Origin of the sequence: Amycolatopsis orientalis DSM 40040 = KCTC 9412 (genome assembly GCF_000478275.1) — a bacterium.
GTDB lineage: Bacteria > Actinomycetota > Actinomycetes > Mycobacteriales > Pseudonocardiaceae > Amycolatopsis > Amycolatopsis orientalis.
Window position 1 is genome coordinate 83,497 of the sequence record NZ_ASJB01000083.1, and the last position, 15,787, is coordinate 99,283.

Annotated in this window: 15 protein-coding genes and 1 riboswitch; of the genes, 7 read left to right on the plus strand and 8 right to left on the minus strand. The window is 66.9% G+C overall.

Features of this window, described 5'->3' with window-relative positions:
• Positions 1 to 120: 120 nt before the first annotated feature.
• Positions 121 to 990: a TIGR03621 family F420-dependent LLM class oxidoreductase gene (locus L324_RS31540; RefSeq protein ID WP_037317342.1), complete on the plus strand. Its 870-nt coding sequence runs from the start codon at positions 121 to 123 to the stop codon at positions 988 to 990.
• Here L324_RS31540 and L324_RS31545 read toward each other — a convergent pair.
• Complete coding sequence (locus tag L324_RS31545; protein WP_037317345.1) at positions 984 to 1,601, minus strand: NAD(P)-dependent oxidoreductase; 618 nt, start codon at positions 1,599 to 1,601, stop codon at positions 984 to 986. The two genes, L324_RS31540 and L324_RS31545, sit on opposite strands and share 7 nt — an antisense overlap.
• A 94-nt stretch (positions 1,602 to 1,695) precedes the next feature.
• On the minus strand, positions 1,696 to 2,817 hold the full coding sequence (locus L324_RS31550) for a hypothetical protein (RefSeq protein WP_081736533.1): 1,122 nt from the start codon (positions 2,815 to 2,817) through the stop codon (positions 1,696 to 1,698).
• A 340-nt stretch (positions 2,818 to 3,157) separates the two neighbouring features.
• Here L324_RS31550 and L324_RS31555 point away from each other — a divergent pair, with 340 nt between their 5' ends.
• From L324_RS31555 to L324_RS31570, 4 genes are all read left to right on the plus strand, one after another.
• On the plus strand, positions 3,158 to 3,763 hold the full coding sequence (locus L324_RS31555) for a 50S ribosomal protein L25/general stress protein Ctc (protein WP_037318736.1): 606 nt from the start codon (positions 3,158 to 3,160) through the stop codon (positions 3,761 to 3,763).
• Between the two features lie 10 nt (positions 3,764 to 3,773).
• Complete coding sequence (gene pth / locus L324_RS31560) at positions 3,774 to 4,370, plus strand: aminoacyl-tRNA hydrolase (protein WP_037317348.1); 597 nt, start codon at positions 3,774 to 3,776, stop codon at positions 4,368 to 4,370.
• Positions 4,371 to 4,528: 158 nt separating this feature from the next.
• The gene (locus L324_RS31565) at positions 4,529 to 4,888 is read left to right on the plus strand and encodes a DivIVA domain-containing protein (RefSeq protein WP_037317352.1); all 360 of its coding nucleotides are present in this window, start codon (positions 4,529 to 4,531) and stop codon (positions 4,886 to 4,888) included.
• Complete coding sequence (locus L324_RS31570; RefSeq protein ID WP_037317355.1) at positions 4,888 to 5,217, plus strand: DivIVA domain-containing protein; 330 nt, start codon at positions 4,888 to 4,890, stop codon at positions 5,215 to 5,217. Before L324_RS31565 ends, L324_RS31570 begins: the two co-directional genes overlap by 1 nt.
• Before the next feature lie 61 nt (positions 5,218 to 5,278).
• On the opposite strand, the gene L324_RS31575 is transcribed toward L324_RS31570, so the two are convergent.
• The 5 genes from L324_RS31575 to rsmA form a co-directional block, all read right to left on the minus strand.
• A complete protein-coding gene (locus tag L324_RS31575) occupies positions 5,279 to 6,970 on the minus strand; it encodes a fatty acyl-AMP ligase (protein ID WP_037317358.1) in 1,692 nt (563 codons plus the stop codon).
• A 51-nt stretch (positions 6,971 to 7,021) separates the two neighbouring features.
• Positions 7,022 to 8,794: an ABC-F family ATP-binding cassette domain-containing protein gene (locus tag L324_RS31580; protein ID WP_037317361.1), complete on the minus strand. Its 1,773-nt coding sequence runs from the start codon at positions 8,792 to 8,794 to the stop codon at positions 7,022 to 7,024.
• Between the two features lie 67 nt (positions 8,795 to 8,861).
• Positions 8,862 to 9,827 (minus strand): 4-(cytidine 5'-diphospho)-2-C-methyl-D-erythritol kinase, encoded by a 966-nt coding sequence (locus tag L324_RS31585; RefSeq protein WP_037317364.1) that lies wholly within the window; start codon positions 9,825 to 9,827, stop codon positions 8,862 to 8,864.
• Between the two features lie 122 nt (positions 9,828 to 9,949).
• Positions 9,950 to 10,960, minus strand: coding sequence for a methionine ABC transporter ATP-binding protein (locus tag L324_RS31590; protein WP_037318739.1), 1,011 nt, complete (start codon positions 10,958 to 10,960; stop codon positions 9,950 to 9,952).
• A 210-nt stretch (positions 10,961 to 11,170) separates the two neighbouring features.
• Positions 11,171 to 11,261, minus strand: a riboswitch (SAM riboswitch).
• 244 nt (positions 11,262 to 11,505) lie between these two features.
• The gene (gene rsmA, locus L324_RS31595; RefSeq protein WP_037317367.1) at positions 11,506 to 12,342 is read right to left on the minus strand and encodes a 16S rRNA (adenine(1518)-N(6)/adenine(1519)-N(6))-dimethyltransferase RsmA; all 837 of its coding nucleotides are present in this window, start codon (positions 12,340 to 12,342) and stop codon (positions 11,506 to 11,508) included.
• Between the two features lie 40 nt (positions 12,343 to 12,382).
• Here rsmA and L324_RS31600 point away from each other — a divergent pair, with 40 nt between their 5' ends.
• Together L324_RS31600 and L324_RS41085 are read left to right on the plus strand one after the other, a co-directional pair.
• Positions 12,383 to 13,009 carry a GNAT family N-acetyltransferase gene (locus L324_RS31600; RefSeq protein WP_051174194.1) on the plus strand — a complete coding sequence of 209 codons (627 nt, stop codon included), beginning with the start codon at positions 12,383 to 12,385 and terminating at the stop codon, positions 13,007 to 13,009.
• A gap of 105 nt (positions 13,010 to 13,114) precedes the next feature.
• Positions 13,115 to 14,179, plus strand: a complete 1,065-nt coding sequence (locus L324_RS41085) for a DUF222 domain-containing protein (protein WP_051174195.1) — start codon at positions 13,115 to 13,117, stop codon at positions 14,177 to 14,179.
• Positions 14,180 to 14,238: 59 nt separating this feature from the next.
• Here L324_RS41085 and L324_RS31610 read toward each other — a convergent pair whose 3' ends face one another.
• Positions 14,239 to 15,615 carry a resuscitation-promoting factor gene (locus L324_RS31610; RefSeq protein WP_037317370.1) on the minus strand — a complete coding sequence of 459 codons (1,377 nt, stop codon included), beginning with the start codon at positions 15,613 to 15,615 and terminating at the stop codon, positions 14,239 to 14,241.
• Positions 15,616 to 15,787 lie beyond the last annotated feature (172 nt).

A 15,787-nucleotide genomic window follows, 5' to 3' on the forward strand; every position in this document is an offset into this window, starting at 1 on the left:
AGCAAGGGACCTTTGCTATCGCTCTCTCCCGGAGAGTGACAGCAAAGGTCCCTTGCTTCGTTTTCGGCCCCCCGCGAAACCGGGAGCGCCGGACCGCCCGGCATGGCTAGGTTGCCGCTCATGGGGAAATTCAAGTTCGGCGTGAACCTGTGGGGCGCCGAAAACCACGCGGACTGGGTCAAGAAATGCCACCGCATCGAGGCCCTCGGCTACGACGTCATCTCCGTGCCGGACCACCTCGGCCCAGGACGGAACGCACCTTTCCCGGCGTTGACGATGGCGGCCGCGGTGACCCAGCGCCCGCGCGTAGGCACCCTCGTCTCCAACGTGCCCTTCTACAACTTCGCGCTCTTCGCCCGCGAAGTCGCGACGACGGTGAAGATGACCGGCGACCGGCTGGATCTCGGGCTCGGCTCCGGGCATATGAAATCGGAATTCGACGAAGCCGGTCTGCCGTGGATTCCCGCCAAAGAACGCATCGAGTACCTCGCCGAGAGCCTCGGCCACCTGCGCGAACACTTCGCGAGCGAAGGGGTCACGCCTCCGCCGCTGCTCCTCGCGGGCAACAGCGACGGCGTCCTGTCCCTCGCCGCCCGCGAGGCCGACATCGCCGGCTTCGCGGGCCTTCGCCAAGCACCGGGAAAACCGCCGGGCACGTTCCGTCTCGACGACGCCGAGCGCATGGACGAACGCGTCGCCTTCTTCCGCTCACACGCGAACGGCCGGGATCCCGAACTGAACATGCTCGTCCAGCGAGTCGTCGTCACGGATGACAGGCGCGCGGCCGCCGAGTCCTGGCGTGACCAGGACGACGACGGCCTCGACGTGGACAGGCTGCTCGAAACGCCGCAATTGCTGTTCGGGACCGTCGGCGAGATCGTCCGGCAGCTCCAGGAGCGTCGCGAAAGGTACGGCTTCTCCTACATCACGGTGTTCGAACCGATGCTGGACGTGTTCGCGCCGATCGTGAAGGAACTGTCCGGTCAGTAAGCGACGCAGAAACGCTGACGGCGGCGCTCCGGCTTGTCGATCTCGTCGACGAAGGCGATCGCGTAGTCGGCGCCGCTGATCTTCGAATCGCCGTTTTCGTCGGTCAGGAGCACGTCGCTCCCGAGCCGGAATTCACCGGTCCGCTCGCCCTCGGCCCACGCACCGAACTCGGCGGCCGGGCTGAGGTAGAACCAGTCGATGTCCTCGGGAAGCGCGCGGAACGCTTCCAGCACCTTGGCGTGGGATCCCGCTTCGCCCTTGTACTCGTCCGGGAACTCGGGAGTGTCGATCAGCCGCGGGCCGCCCTCGGCCACGTGCAGGCTCCCGGCGCCGCCGACCACACCGATCCGGGCGCCGTTGTCCTTCGCGACCCGGGCGATCGAGGGCACCGCGTCCAGCAGACCGGTTTGCCCGTGAACCGCGATCACCAGGACGTCGGCGCCCTTGGCGACTTCAGCCAGGAACGCCTCGTCGTACAGCGACCCCTGGCGGGTCCCCTCGCCCGCGGCGTTCCTCGACACCGCCAGCACCTCATGCCCACGGCCACGCGCTTCGGCGGTGATCTTCCCGCCCGCGTACCCGGTTCCTCCGAACACGACCAGCTTCGCCATCACGTTTCTCCTTAGATCGGTGTCGACACCGATGCTAAGAACGCAAGATCGGCTACTTCAACGTATGCAACGCACCCCGAGGTGAGTGTGCAGGTCAGCCGCCCAGCGCGGCGAACTCGGACTTGAGCTTTTCGCGTACTCCGTTCACGTCGACCGGAGCCCGGACCTCACCGCGGGCCGACGGCTTCGCCTGGACCTGGTAGCTGGCGTTCCGATTCGGCAGCCTGAACTTGACCTCGCAGGTCATGCTCGTCGTGGTGTCCGGCGCCGCGTTGGCGTCCGCCGTGCAGGTCTGGGCCCCAAGGGACTGGGCGCTGAACTCGACGGTCAGCATCAGATGCACGGGCGTCCCCCTCGCGTCGCCGATCACGGTGTTGGCGACGTCGATGGTCGCCCGGCAGGTGCCGACGTAGTCCGTGCAGTCGAGTTTGTCGTTGACCACACTGACGCTGACCTGGGTGAGCGCGTCGAATGGCTGTCCGACCCCGCCGATCGCGCCGTCGAGATCGGCCTGGAGCTTTTTGAGCGCGTCCCCCGTGAGCGGCTCGACCCGCATCTCGGCACCGAGCGTCTTGCCGCCCGCCGGGTCGATGAGGGCAGGCGCGAAACTGATCACGCGGTGCGGCGCCGCGGTGGTCACCCGCAGCGCGCCGAGCCCGCTGCCGACGTCGTAGACCTCGGTCCCGTCGGGCAGCTTCGACCGAACCGGATCGGTCAACCGGTTCATGGCGGACACCGCGGTCCGAAGTGTCGACGCGGCCTTACGCGGGTTGAGCACCTCGACGGCGTTCACCGGCAGGTCGGTGCTGTCGGTGCGGACCCAGTTGGTGCCGTACTGGTCGCTGTTGCCCAGCCCGTGCGCCTTCCAGTACTCCGGCGTCGCCGAGAGGTACAACTGCTTGTCGGCCGCGACCACGTTGATGGCCTGGCCATCGACCGGCAGCGCACCGTGCGCGCTGCCGTTGCGGGTGATCCGGAACTGCAATTCGGCGGGTTTGCCGACGGCGTCCTTGATTGTCGACTTGTAGACAACGGCAGGCGCCTGCTCGAGGGCCTTCAACGCGCTCTCGACGGCGCCGCGCTGCTCCGCGCGCCGGTCCACCCGCTGCTGCTCGGCCGGCGAGATCCCCGCCGCCCCGTCGATCGCGACGTCGCAACCGGCAACGAGGCAGCACAAGACGGCGACCGCGCCGATCCTCAACCGTCGTGCCGGCATTTCGCCCCCTGTGTCTCGCGTGCGAAGAGATCACACCTTAGAAAAGGGGTCGCGCACCACCGCATCCGCGGGTTCCCGAAGCAGCTGTCACCGACTTGTCACCTGAACGAGCCACCCGGCGGGACCCCCGCACGACCGGTTGGTCTACACTTTCCCGGTCTCGGCGAGGCGGGTTCCGTGAGCACCTGGTGCCCGACGTGATCGACGCGGCGGCTTGAGTGGCCACACGCGGTCGAGCACGCCTGTGGAATTCGCCGCCGAACACCAGAACCGCCCCGAACCATCCCCACCTCAGCATGCTTTAGCTGAACATGTTGGTGAATTGAAGGAGTGCTACACCGTGTCCGAGGTACGTCTGTCCGTCGAGCCCCGCACCGAATTCGGCAAGGGTGCCGCGCGCCGCACGCGTCGCGCCGGCAAGATCCCCGCGGTGCTGTACGGGCACGGCTCGGACCCGCGCCACTACGCCCTGCCCGCCATCGAGTTCGCCCGCGTCGTGCGTGAGAACGGCAGCAACGCCGTCATCACCCTCGACCTCGAGGGCAAGAGCGAGCTGGCGCTGACGAAGACCATCGTCGTCCACCCGCTGAAGAACTACATCGAGCACGTCGACCTGCTGGTCGTCATCCGCGGCGAGAAGGTCACCGTCGACATCCCCGTCGTCGTCACCGGCACCCCCGGCCCGGGCACCCTGGTCACCACCGACCTCGACGCCATCCAGATCGAGGTCGAGGCGCTGCACATCCCCGAGCAGGTCGAGGTCTCGGTCGAGGGCGTCGTCGCCGGCACCCAGATCAACGCCTCGGACGTCGTCCTGCCGAAGGGCGCTTCCCTGGTCACCGACCCGGACGCCCTGGTCGTCGCCGTGAACGAGGCGCCGTCCGAATCCGCCCTCGAGGGCGACGAGGGCGAGGCGGAGGAGACCCCCGCCGAGGCCGCCGAATAAAGTCACTCGTGTGACCGAAGCAGTACTTCCCGGGGCCGGCGAGCAGATTCTGCTCGCCGGCCTCGGCAATCCCGGGCCCCAGTACGCAGGCAACCGGCACAACGTCGGCTTCATGGTGCTCGACGAACTCGCCGGCCGCGTCGGCGGCAAGTTCAAAGCCCACAAGAGCGGTGCCGAGGTCCTCGAAGGCAGGCTCGCCGGGCAGCGTGTGGTTCTGGCCAAGCCGCGCTCGTACATGAACCTCTCAGGCGGCCCTGTCGTGGGCGTGGCCCGGTTCTACAAGATCCCGCCGGCCGGTGTCGTGGTCGTCCACGACGAGCTCGACGTCGATTTCGGTGCACTCAAGATGAAGCTGGGCGGCGGCGACAACGGACACAACGGTCTCCGCTCGATCACCAAATCTCTCGGCACGAAGGACTACTACCGCGTCCGTTTCGGTGTCGGACGTCCTCCGGGACGACAGGATCCGGCGGATTTCGTGCTGAAGGACTTCTCGACGGTCGAGCGTAAGGAGCTCGCTTTCGAGATCGATCGTTGCGCCGACGCCGTTGAAGCGCTTATCAGCACGGGGCTCGCGGCGGCGCAGAACACCTTCCACGCTGGGTGAATCAGCTCACGTGGCGGTGCGTTACCTCTCATCACTCGAAGGCGTTTCACCACGCCCCTGATCGAGTCGTGGAATAGCGTGAGCTCTTCCGGGGAACTCTCAAACCCGTTAGGACGGAATGCGGAGATCGCATTCCCCACCGAACCGGAGAGAGTTTCATGTCGTTTACGGCCGAAGACATCACCGGCGCCAGTTTCCCGAACGCCCCGATCGGGCGGCGCGGGTACGCCAAACACGAGGTCGACGCGTTCCTGCAGCGGATCGCGGACACCATCTCGGACCGGGACGACCTGACGGCGGCCGAGGTCCATCACGTCATGTTCTCGCGTCCCTTGATCGGGAAGCGCGGCTACGACGAGCGCGACGTCGACGCGTTCCTCGACAAGGTCGAAGAGCAGCTCGCGCACAGGACCGGACAGCAGGTGCTCGGAGTGCCTGGCGCCCGTGAAGAGGACCAGATGACCGCCGAACGCGCAGTTCCGGACCGCGGCCCCGTCGAGTTCCTCCAGGAGCGCTAGTGCCCGTCACCGCGTTCGAGGCGAGAACCCGGCAGTTCGACCGGGCACCCATCGGCGCCCGTGGTTACCACGAACCCGCGGTCGACGCCTTCCTCGAACGCGTCGCGGCGACCCTCGACGGCGAAGACGACCTGTCGGTTTCGGACGTCCACAACGTGGCGTTCGCCAAAGCGCCGCTTTCGAAACGAGGCTACGACCCGGCGGCCGTCGACGCGTTTCTGCGGGACGTCGAAGGCACGCTTGCCGGGCTCTCCCAGTCCGCCGGCTATCACATCGCGCCGCCCTTGGAACACACCCACACCCGCAAGCCGCTCTGGCGGCGCCGCTGACGCACGGGAGGTGCCGCGAGAGGGCCGGGTCCGCGACGTTCGCGGACCCGGCCTTCTCGTGTCAGCTGGTGGCCGCGTTCTTGGCGATCTTGTCCGCGAACTGGATGGCGGTCGCGGCCCGCTTCACCTTGCCCGAAGGCGTCTTGGGCAGGCTTCCGGCAGAAAGGACGACGACCGCGAACGGCCGCATGTCGACGGCGTCGCGCACCTTGGCCGCGACCTCCTTCGCCAGTGCCTTCTCGGTGTCGGGATCCCCGGCGAGCTTCGATTCGACGACGACGGCGAACCGCTCCCGACGGCTGCCCGCGTCGATCCGCACGGCCACGGCGTTCCCCGCCCGAACCCCTTGGACCGACGTGGCCGCCCGTTCGATATCGGTCGGGTACAGGTTGCGGCCGCCCATGATGATGACGTCCTTGCGGCGACCGCAGATCACGATCATGCCGTCGACCAGGTAGCCGAGGTCGCCGGTGAGCAGCCAGCCGTTCTCGTCCTGTGTCGCGAGCGGACCTTCCATCGTCAGGTAGCCCGGCGTCACGGCCTCGCCGCGCAAGCGGATCTCCCCGACCTGACGCTCGCCGAGAACGGTGCCCTTGTCGTCGACGATTTCGGCCTCGAGCCCGTCGAGCGGTGGTCCGAGCACGGCGAAAGAGCGGACCTCATCGGTCCCGCGCCGCGGGTCGTCCTCCGGCACCGGCACCGCCCGGTTGTCCGTTTCGAGCGCGTCGGCTTCGACGACGTCCAGCGTCAGCCCGGTGAACAACGGCGCGAACGAAACCGCGAGAGTCGCCTCCGCCATGCCGTAGGCCGGGAAAACACATTCGGCGGGCATCTTGAACCGCGCCCCCGCCTCGACGAACGCCTCTACGGCCGTTTCGTCGATCGGCTCGGCGCCGTTCAGCGCGATCCGAAGCTTCGAGAGGTCGTAGGCGTTGTCGTCCTCGACGCGCGCCATGCGCCTGCCCACGATCGCGTACGCGAAGTTCGGCGCGGCCGTGGTCGTCCCGTTGTACTTGCTGATCAGCTGCGGCCAGATCAACGGCCCCGACAAGAACTCGAGCGGCGTGATCTTGACGAGTTCGACGCCGAACGTCATGGGAACGGTCAGGAAGCCGACCATTCCCATGTCGTGGAAGGTGGGCAGCCACGAAACCATCACGTCGACGTCGAAATCGAACTCGGCGCGATCGACCATCGCCTTGACGTTCGAGTACAGGTTTCCGTAGGTGATCTGAACGGCCTTCGGATCGGCCGTCGATCCACTGGTCAGCTGCAGGAGCGCGGTGTCGGACTCGGCCGTCGGAACGGCCTCGGTCAGGGGTTCGGCCTCAAGCAGTTCGGTGATCACCTGGAAGGCGATCCCATGCTCGGTGAGCACCGGCGCCAGCTGATCGAACGGCTCACCGAGCAGGACGAGACCGGATCCGATCATCCGCAGCACGCGAACGGTGTCCTCGGCCCACTCGGCCAGGTCGGTGCGCTGGGTCGGCTGGTGCAGCATCGTCACGCTGCCGCCGGCGAGCCATACGGCCTGCACCGTCGGCGCGATCAGCGATGGCGCTCCCGCCAGGACCGCCACCGCCTTGCCCGGCTCCAGCCCGCCGGCGACCAGGCCCCCGGCGACCCGCATGGCCTGCTCGTGAATCTCGGCCCAGGTACGCCGAACCGGCTCCTTGGGCTCACCTGTGACCATTCCTCGCTGCTGACCTCGCCCCGCCGCGGTGGCGACGAGCGTGTCCACGAACCGACTCATGCGCGTCACAGTACTGTCCGCCCGAGAACGACCGCTCGCCGTCGAGTGAACTCACTCGATCGCTTCGGAGGTCTCCAGCCATTGGGCCTCGACCTCCTCCTTCTCCGTTTCGACGGCTTTCAGTTCAGTGTTGAGCTCGATGAGCTTCGCCGGATCGGTCGCGGCCGCGAGCAACGCCGCGTGCAGCTTGCCTTCCTTGGCGTGCAACTGGTCGAGCTTGCGCTCGAGGCGGGAGAGTTCCTTCTGTGCCGCCCGCTGTTCCGCGGCGCTCTTCTTGGGCTCGGAAGCCTGCCCGTTGCCCGATTTCCGGTCGGCACCGGCCTTCGCCAGGCTCTTGGTCCGCCGATCGAGGTACTCCTCGATGCCGCCCGGCAAATGGGTCACGTGCCCATCTCCGAACAGGGCGACGATGGTGTCGCAGACTCGTTCCACGAGGTACCGGTCGTGCGAAACGACGACGAGGCTGCCAGGCCACGAATCGAGCAGGTCTTCCAGCTGCTGCAAAGTGTCGATATCGAGGTCGTTCGTCGGTTCGTCGAGCAGCAGCACGTTGGGTTCGGCCATCAACAGCCGGCACAACTGCAGGCGGCGCCGTTCACCACCGGACAGGTCTTCGACCGGTGTCCACTGCCTCGACGCCGGGAACCCCAGCTTTTCGGCCAGCTGCGACGCGGAAAGCTCCTGCTTGCCGAACACGACCCTTCCGGAGACCTCCTCGATCGCCTGGAGGACGCGAAGGTCGCCCGGCAGATCATCGAGCTCCTGCCGTAGGTGCGCGAGACTGACTGTCTTCCCCTCGATGCGGCGCCCTGTCTCGGGCTCCGTGTCACCGCCGAGCAACTTGAGCAACGTCGTCTTACCCGACCCGTTGACGCCGACCAGCCCGATCCGGTCGCCGGGTCCGATCCGCCACGTGACGTGGTCGAGCAAGGTGCGGTCACCGGCGGTCAGGGTGGCGTCCTCGACCTCCAGCACGGTCTTCCCCAGCCGTCGCCGCGCGAAGGCCTGCAGTTCGACCGAGTCGCGCGGCTCCGGGACGTCGGAGATCAGGGCCTCAGCGGCTTCGACGCGGTAGCGCGGCTTCGAAGTCCTGGCCTGCGGACCGCGACGCAGCCACGCGAGTTCCTTGCGGGCCAGATTCTGCCGCTTCTCCTCGGCCGTCGCCGCCAACCTTGCCCGTTCCGCCCGCGCGAAGATCCAGTCCGCGTAGCCGCCTTCGTACTGTTCGACGCGACCGTTGGCGACCTCCCAGGTCACACTCGCGACGGTGTCGAGAAACCACCGGTCGTGGGTGACGACCACGACCGCGATCTTGCGGTTGAGCAGGTGGTCCGCCAGCCACCGCACACCTTCGACGTCCAGATGGTTCGTCGGCTCGTCGAGAACCACGAGGTCCAGCTCGCCAGTCAGAGCCGCGGCCAGCGCGACTCGACGCCGTTCACCACCGGACAGGTTCTTCGTCGGTGTGTCGACACCGAGAGCGGTGATCCCCAGACCATCCATAATGGACCTGACTCGGACGTCAGCCGCCCATTCGTGCTCCGCGCCGTATCGCTCCAGCACGACGTCGCCGATGGTGCTGCCGCCGGGAAGTTCGGTTCGCTGGGTGACGACGGCCATCCGCAAGCCGCGGACGTGACTCACCCGTCCCGTGTCCGGTTCGCTGATACCGGCGAGAACTTCCAGCAATGTCGTCTTCCCACCCCCGTTGAGACCGACGACGCCGACGCGCTGCCCCTCCGCGACACCGAGCGAAACACCGTCGAGCAGCGGGCGCACCCCGTAGGACTTGCTCACCGACTCCAGGTTGACCAAGTTGGCCATTCCTCAGCCGATCCTTTCCAAAAAGCTTGCACCACAAGGAATTAGTCGACGTCCGGTTCGGACGTCCTCACGCATGCACTCGAGGCGGCGCCGGGCGCGGCGCGTCATCCCCACCGACCAGCCGGGCGCCGGGTACCGGCCCATGTGCGACCCGCACCGTCCGGCACACTCCCGCTCCGGACAACTCCGCGGCGACCTCGACCGCCGACTGGGCGTCCGCGCAGAGGAACGCGCAGGTCGGCCCGGACCCGGACACGGTGCCCGCGAGCGCCCCCGCGTTGACCCCCGCCCTCAACGTGCGCCGCAGGCCAGGACGCAACGAAACAGCGGCCGCCTGGAGATCGTTGCCCAGCAGCAGTGCCAGCTGCCTCGGATCACCGGACGCCAGCGCTTCGACCACCGGCGTATGCGAACCGATCCGCGGCGGGGTGCCCTCTTCACGCAATCTGTCCAGTTCGCCGAACACGCGAGGGGTCGAAAGACCACGCTGGTCGAACGCCAGCACCCAGTGGAAGGTGTGCCGAGACAGGACCGGTACCAGTTGCTCACCCCGGCCCGTACCCAGTGCGGTCCCGCCGTAGAGAGCGAAGGGGACATCGCTACCGAGCTTGGCGGCGATTCCTGCCAGCTCATCGCGGGAGATGTCGAGCTTCCAGAGTGACGCGAGCCCGACCAGAGTCGCGGCGGCGTCAGCGCTACCACCGGCCATCCCACCGGCGACCGGGATGCCTTTGCGAAGTACCACGCGGACCTTGGATTCGCCGTCCGCCCTGCCCACGTGGGCCGCCAGCGCCTGCGCCGCCTTCCACGCCAGGTTGTTGGCCCCGGTCGGTACAGAACCCTCACCCTCGCCATAGACCTCGACACCGGGGTCCTCGGTGACCGCCACGGTCACCTCGTCGGTCAGGGAAAGCGCCTGGAACACGGTCACCAGCTCGTGGTAGCCATCCGGACGTACGTCACCGACCGACAGGTGCAGGTTGACCTTGGCGGGAACCCTGACGGTGACTGGGGGCGGTACGACGGCGAGCACGAGTCAAGCCTACGTGGCCGCTCCACTTGTGCTGCCGCCAGGAGAAAAGAGAACAGGACGAGTCAGACACGAGCGGGTCGTCCTGGACGAAATCCGTCCAGGACGACCCGCTCGTGAAGGATTCAGGCAGCGACGCCCTGCGGCCCGCGGACCGGGTGAGTCACGTGACCGCCCCGTTCGGCGATCCAGGCGAGCGCGGCATCCGCGTGCTCTCCGCGCACGCCGAGGCGGAACCGCCCGACCGGCGTGTCGCCGATCCGGGTCAGACCGCCCCCGATGGTGGCGAGTTCGACGTCGAAACGCCCGGCGGCCTCAGGCAGCAGCGCGCCGACCGACGCGAAGCCGACAAGCACGACGTCCACCGCGCGGTCGTACTTCGAAGCCTGCGCCCGGCTGGTCTCGATCGAAGGCAGCAGCGCTTGCGCGGTCCGGCTGTTCGGGTCGGAGACCAGGTCGAGCACGGTCCCACGTTCGATGATCGCGCCGGCCTCGAGAACGGCCACGTCATCGCAAACACGGCGAACCACTCCGGCGTCAGGTGTGGTGAGCAGCACGGTCACGCCGAGCTCCGCGCGCGCACGGTCGAGCACGGTCAAAACCGCGCCGGACTCCTCGGGCCGCACACCCGCGGTCGGGTCGTCGGCCAGGAGCACCGACGGCCCCGCGGCCAATGCCTTGGCGATCGCCACCCGGCGCAGCTGTCCTTCGGACAACTCACCCGGTCGCTGCCCCGCGCGCGGGGTCAGTCCGACGAGGTCGAGCAGGTTGCCGACCCGAGTCCGGCGCTGCGGTCCGTCAAGGCCGAGCTGCTCGAGCGGCGACGCGATGTTACCGGCGATGGTGCGCTCCGCGAGCAGCTCCGGCTTGGTGTTCACGACACCGACCTGGCGGCGGATCTCGCGCAGGCGGCGCCCGTCCAGGGTCCCGGTGTTAAGACCGTCGAGCCGGACGACACCCCGGTCAGGGCGCTCCTGCAGCCCGATGCAGCGAGCGAGGGTCGACTTGCCGGAGCCCGCCGGACCGACGACTCCGAACAGCGAGCCAGCTTGGATGTCCACGCTGACGTCGCGCAGGGCGACGACGGGATTTCCGTTGAGCGGGAAGGACTTGGACAAGTTTTCGACAGTGATCACGAAAGGCTCCATGCGAATGGGGCGCCGCTTCTTTCGAGCGCGCCAACCGTCACCGATTAACCGTCCAGACCGGACGGATTTCAGAGGTAAGGGGAAGACTCAGGCAGTAACGGTGGAGCGTCGACACGCACTTACCGTGCGGCGACCTTCATCGACGACACGTCGCCTGGTCAGCAGGAGCGGGTGGGTGACCCTGTTCATTAGGCACAGCCTCCATCGGTCCTGGCGGTAGCACCTGCCCTGTGGAGGGTGGTTGCTGCGACTTCGGCGAGCCAGGTCTCTCAGTCGCTCGGGATGGCTCACTGAGTAAAACCGATCCCACTGGATGAAAGCAAGCGCGTAGGCGCAGATCACACGTCTGGTCGCGTCCATACTACAGGATCTGATGTCCATATCATGAGAACGCTGTGGCGTTCCCGAATACGCGTCAAGGCTCCTGCCTGCTAAGACAGGCTAGAGCAGCGCAGTGCGAGAAGAGGGCTTATGCGTTCGTGCTGACCTCAGCAGGCATCCGCCGAACAGCACTCGTCATGCCCAGCCGCTGGTCACTCGACCGCTGCGGCGATACGAGCGAATTGATGAACATCCAGCTGCTCGCCGCGAGCCTTGGGGTCGACACCCGCCTTCTCGAGCAATTCCCCCGCGCGTTCGGCCGAACCAGCCCATGACGCCAGCGCCGCACGCAAGGTCTTTCGCCGCTGCGAGAAGGCGGCGTCCACGACCGCGAACAGTCGCTGCCGATCCACGGACCACACCAAGTCGCCGCGTTCGAAAGCGACCAATGCGGAATCCACATTCGGCACGGGCCAGAACACTGATCGGGGCACTGCGGCGACTTTGCGCGCCTTCCCGTACCACGCCAGCTTGACGCTGGGCACGCCGTACGTCCGGCTTCCCGGCCCGGCGGCCATCCGGTCCGCGACCTCGGTCTGAACCATCACGAGTCCGCTGGTCAGCGACGGCAGCTCGGCGAGCAAGTGAAGCACGACGGGAACGGCGACGTTGTACGGCAGATTCGCGACAAGCGCCGTTGGCCGTTCGGGTAGGTCCTCCGCCTTGATCCGCAGCGCGTCCGCCCCGACGACCGTCAGCCTTTCGGCCCCGCCTCGCTCTGCCACCGTGTGCGGCAACCGTCCGGCCAGGACGGGATCGATCTCGACCGCTACGACCTTTGCGCCGGTCGCGAGCAGACCGAGCGTCAACGAGCCGAGCCCCGGTCCGACTTCCAGCACGACGTCGTCTTCGCCGACTCCCGAAAGGTCGACGATACGGCGCACGGTGTTCGGGTCGTGCACGAAATTCTGGCCGAGCTTCTTGGTCGGACGTACGTCCAGCTCGGCCGCCAGCGCCCTGATCTCCGCAGGCCCGAGCAGTTCAGTCACCTGACGATCGTAGCCAGCCCCGGTGGGCCACGATTGGCCGGTGGACAACGTCGCACTCGAAGGTGAGAAAGTCCGGCTGCGTGATTGGCGGCCGTCGGATATCCGATCGCTCCGCGACCTACTCGATCCCGCGCGGCCATGGCATAGGACGAACGGCCCGTACTTCGGCCTTCCGACAGCCGCGGATACCGAATCGGCGGCACTCAAGCTCACCACGGCCGAGTCGGAACTACCCGACCCTCGCAGCAGCCTTGCGGTGACAGACCTGAGCGACGGCCGGTTGATCGGTCAGGTCAGCTGGTACTGGGAGAGCAGGCAAACCGACTGGCGACGGCTGGGGCTGGCCATCTATGACGAGCGCTATTGGAACGGCGGGTTCGGCACCGAGGCCTTGCGGCTGTGGACGACCTACCTGTTCTCCCGCACCGACGCACTCCGCCTGGACTTCGCCACGTTCTCGGGCAACCCGGGAATGATCGCCGTCGGACGACGGCTGGGGTTCGTCGAGGAAGGCCGGTTCCGGCGCGCTCGGCGCTGGTCTGGCGGCGTGCACGATGCCGTTGTCTACGGAGTCCTCCGCGAGGAGTGGGAGCAGATGAATGGCACCAGGCCCCGTTCCCCCGGACCTCGACCGCATCATCCTTCGGACGTCTCCGACGCAACCTAGGTCCCACTACGGAGTGATGGCAGCAAGTTCGGGCTGCCGGAGCGTGATCATCATCCACCCGATCGATACCGTGCACTTGTTCGAATCTGGCCCGACAATCGAGGGATGACCAGTACAAACACCCCCAAGACCTTCCCGCTCAATCTGCCGGAAGGTGACCCCGATCTGCTTCTCGACGAGTTGCAGACACGGCTACGCGAAGGGCGACGCCTGTTCGCCGAAGTCGGCCAGATCCTGGCCGAGATCGAGTCACGTGGTGTCCGAGACCTCTACGGGTACAACTCGATCGCCGTCTTCTACGAGCATGTGGCCCGGGTCCCCCGTGCCGAGGCGAAGAAGGTGGCCGATCGAGCGCTGGCTCTCAACTCGAGACGGACGCGCGACGGGACTTCGACTCCACCCGTCGCGCCTTTGACCGGAGCCGCGGCCGCCACGGGCGCACTGGCCGATGGCGGCATCGACCGGATCGTCACTGTCATGAGAAGGCTGCCGGAGCACATCGCCCCGAGGGCCCGCCTCGAAGCCGAAAAGGACTTGGTCGATCTCGCCAGTGTCGCAAGACCACGCGACGTCACGATTGCCGGAACAGACCTGCTCGCGCGTCTCGCCCCTGACGGCAACGACACCCACGACCCGACCCTGAGAACTCCGCGAAGCGAGTTCTGGCTGCGTCAGAAACGCACCGGTCGCTGGGATATGCGGGGCAACCTCGATCCTGAGACAGGCGCTCGCCTGAACGCGCTTCTCGTGCCGTTGGCACAACCGGCCCAGGACGGGAAAGCCGAGAACCGTACGCCGGCGGAGAGACGCGGCGACGCCTTCGCAGAGATCGTCGATCTTGCGGAGAGCAGCCCGGACGTTCCCATGCCTCGGCAGTCGCCAGAACCGGTCACCGAGCGGCCTGAGCCCGCGGAGCCGGTCGAGAAACCGGCGAACAGCTCAGGTACCGCCCAACCGCGAGAACAAGGCGGCCAAAGCCGGCACAGAGGCGACGACAGCGTGCGATCGGACAAGGCTCGCGATGTGGCTCACATGCGACCGCCGCGGTGGTGGTTCCGGCTATCGAGATCAAGATCCGGCACGGAAATCCCCTCGACGGCGCTCGACAGATCGGTCGCGCAGATCTCCGATAAAAACGCTACGCACTCTCAGCAGCGAAAAACGGCCTGAAGGCCACCCTGCGGGAGAAACCCACACGATGGCCTTCAGGAAAGGAGAACGATCTGGCGTCAGGCCTTCTTGCCGCAGTGCGGCCAAGCGCTGTAGCCGCCACGGTCGTCGCGAACCTTCTCGGCGACGGCGATCTGCTGGGCCTTGCTGGCCTGGTGCGGGTACGCGGCGTACTGCGCGCCGCCGTAGGCATCCCAGGTGCTCTTGTTGAACTGCAGGCCACCGTAATAGCCGTTACCGGTGTTGGCGGCCCAGTTCCCGGTCGACTCGCACTGCGCGATGCGATCCCAGGCGCCGGCGTCACCGATGACCGGGTCCGCGGGCTTCTTCGTACCGACCTTGATGATCTTGGGCTTGGCCTCGGTGATGACCTCTTCGGAGACCTTCTCGCGGCCGACCTCTTTGCCATTGCGCTGGGTGACCTTGTAGGTCACGGTCTTCTGGCCAGGGGTACCCGGGTCTTCGACCTTGGTCTTGCCCTTTTCGAGCTCCGGATCGTCGACCTTCTGCTCGGGCGGCGCGATTTCCTCGTTCTGCTTGACCATGGTGACGCCGGTCCGGCTGACGTGGACCTCGGCACCGTCGACCAGCTTGACGTCGAGACCGCCGACGGCCTCGTCGTCCGGGCCGAGGGTCATCCGCAGCTCACCAAGGAATTCCTTGGTGGTGACCGAGTTGGTCTGGACCTTGCGCGGTTCGTTCGCGCCGTCGTAGAGCGTGACGTTCTTGAGGGTCTTGACCTCGACAGTGGCGCCCTCGAGCGGGAGTTCGCCGTTCTGCGGCATCGAGGTCCAGGTACCGGACTTCGCGAGATCGGAGCGGCCGAGCTGATTCAGGGCCTCGCCGAGGTTGGTCGCGCGAACCCAGGACTCCTGAGCTACGCCGTCGACGACCAGGTTCAGCTTGCGGCCGCGCTCCAGCTTGATGACGCCACCGTCGCCGACCTCGGCCTGAGGCGAGGGCGAGAGCGAGTCGTGCGCGCCGACCGAAAGGCCGGCGTCTTCGAGGACCTCGCCGACCGTGTCGCCGAAGCTGTGAACGGTGCGCTGCTGGCCGTCGACGTCGAGCGTGACGCTCTTGTTCATCGCCATCGCGGCCGCGCCGCCACCGCCGAGGGTGAGCAGCACCGCCATGACGGTTCCCTTGAGGAAACGCTTCTTCCACACTCGGGTCGAGTTCGAGATGACCTCGTCCTTGGTCGCGGCCTTCATCGGCGCGCCCGCGGTGCGGTCCTCGGCCATCTCGTCCGGAATGACGATCGGCGGCAGCATGGTGGTCTCGGCGCTGATGAGGCGGATCAGCTCGTCGACGTCGACGTCGATCTCGGCCATCAGAGCATCGGCGTCGGGGCCGAGCGCGGCCAGGACGTCCTGGTGCGTGATGCGCGGATCGTCAGAGTAGTCCAGCTCGCCGTACTGAGTGTCGCGGTCGAGCACGGCAACCGAACCGGCGGAAGCGAAGGTGTTCGTCTCGGCGCCGAGGCGCGAGCCATCCTGCCTACTGCTACCAGTCACTGGGTCGTTCCCTTTCCCAAGACGTCAAGGAACTCGACAACCGCTCCATAACGTCCTTCGTCTCGATGCGCACTTTGGCACACCTCTAGAAGTC

Coding starts and splice junctions, on each gene's coding strand:
- L324_RS31540 (WP_037317342.1), top strand. CDS start 121: ATGGGGAAATTCAAGTTCGGCGTGAACCTGTGGGGCGCCGAAAACCAC.
- L324_RS31545 (WP_037317345.1), bottom strand. CDS start 1,601: ATGGCGAAGCTGGTCGTGTTCGGAGGAACCGGGTACGCGGGCGGGAAG.
- L324_RS31550 (WP_081736533.1), bottom strand. CDS start 2,817: ATGCCGGCACGACGGTTGAGGATCGGCGCGGTCGCCGTCTTGTGCTGC.
- L324_RS31565 (WP_037317352.1), top strand. CDS start 4,529: ATGTCGTTTACGGCCGAAGACATCACCGGCGCCAGTTTCCCGAACGCC.
- L324_RS31575 (WP_037317358.1), bottom strand. CDS start 6,970: ATGAGTCGGTTCGTGGACACGCTCGTCGCCACCGCGGCGGGGCGAGGT.
- L324_RS31580 (WP_037317361.1), bottom strand. CDS start 8,794: ATGGCCAACTTGGTCAACCTGGAGTCGGTGAGCAAGTCCTACGGGGTG.
- L324_RS41085 (WP_051174195.1), top strand. CDS start 13,115: ATGACCAGTACAAACACCCCCAAGACCTTCCCGCTCAATCTGCCGGAA.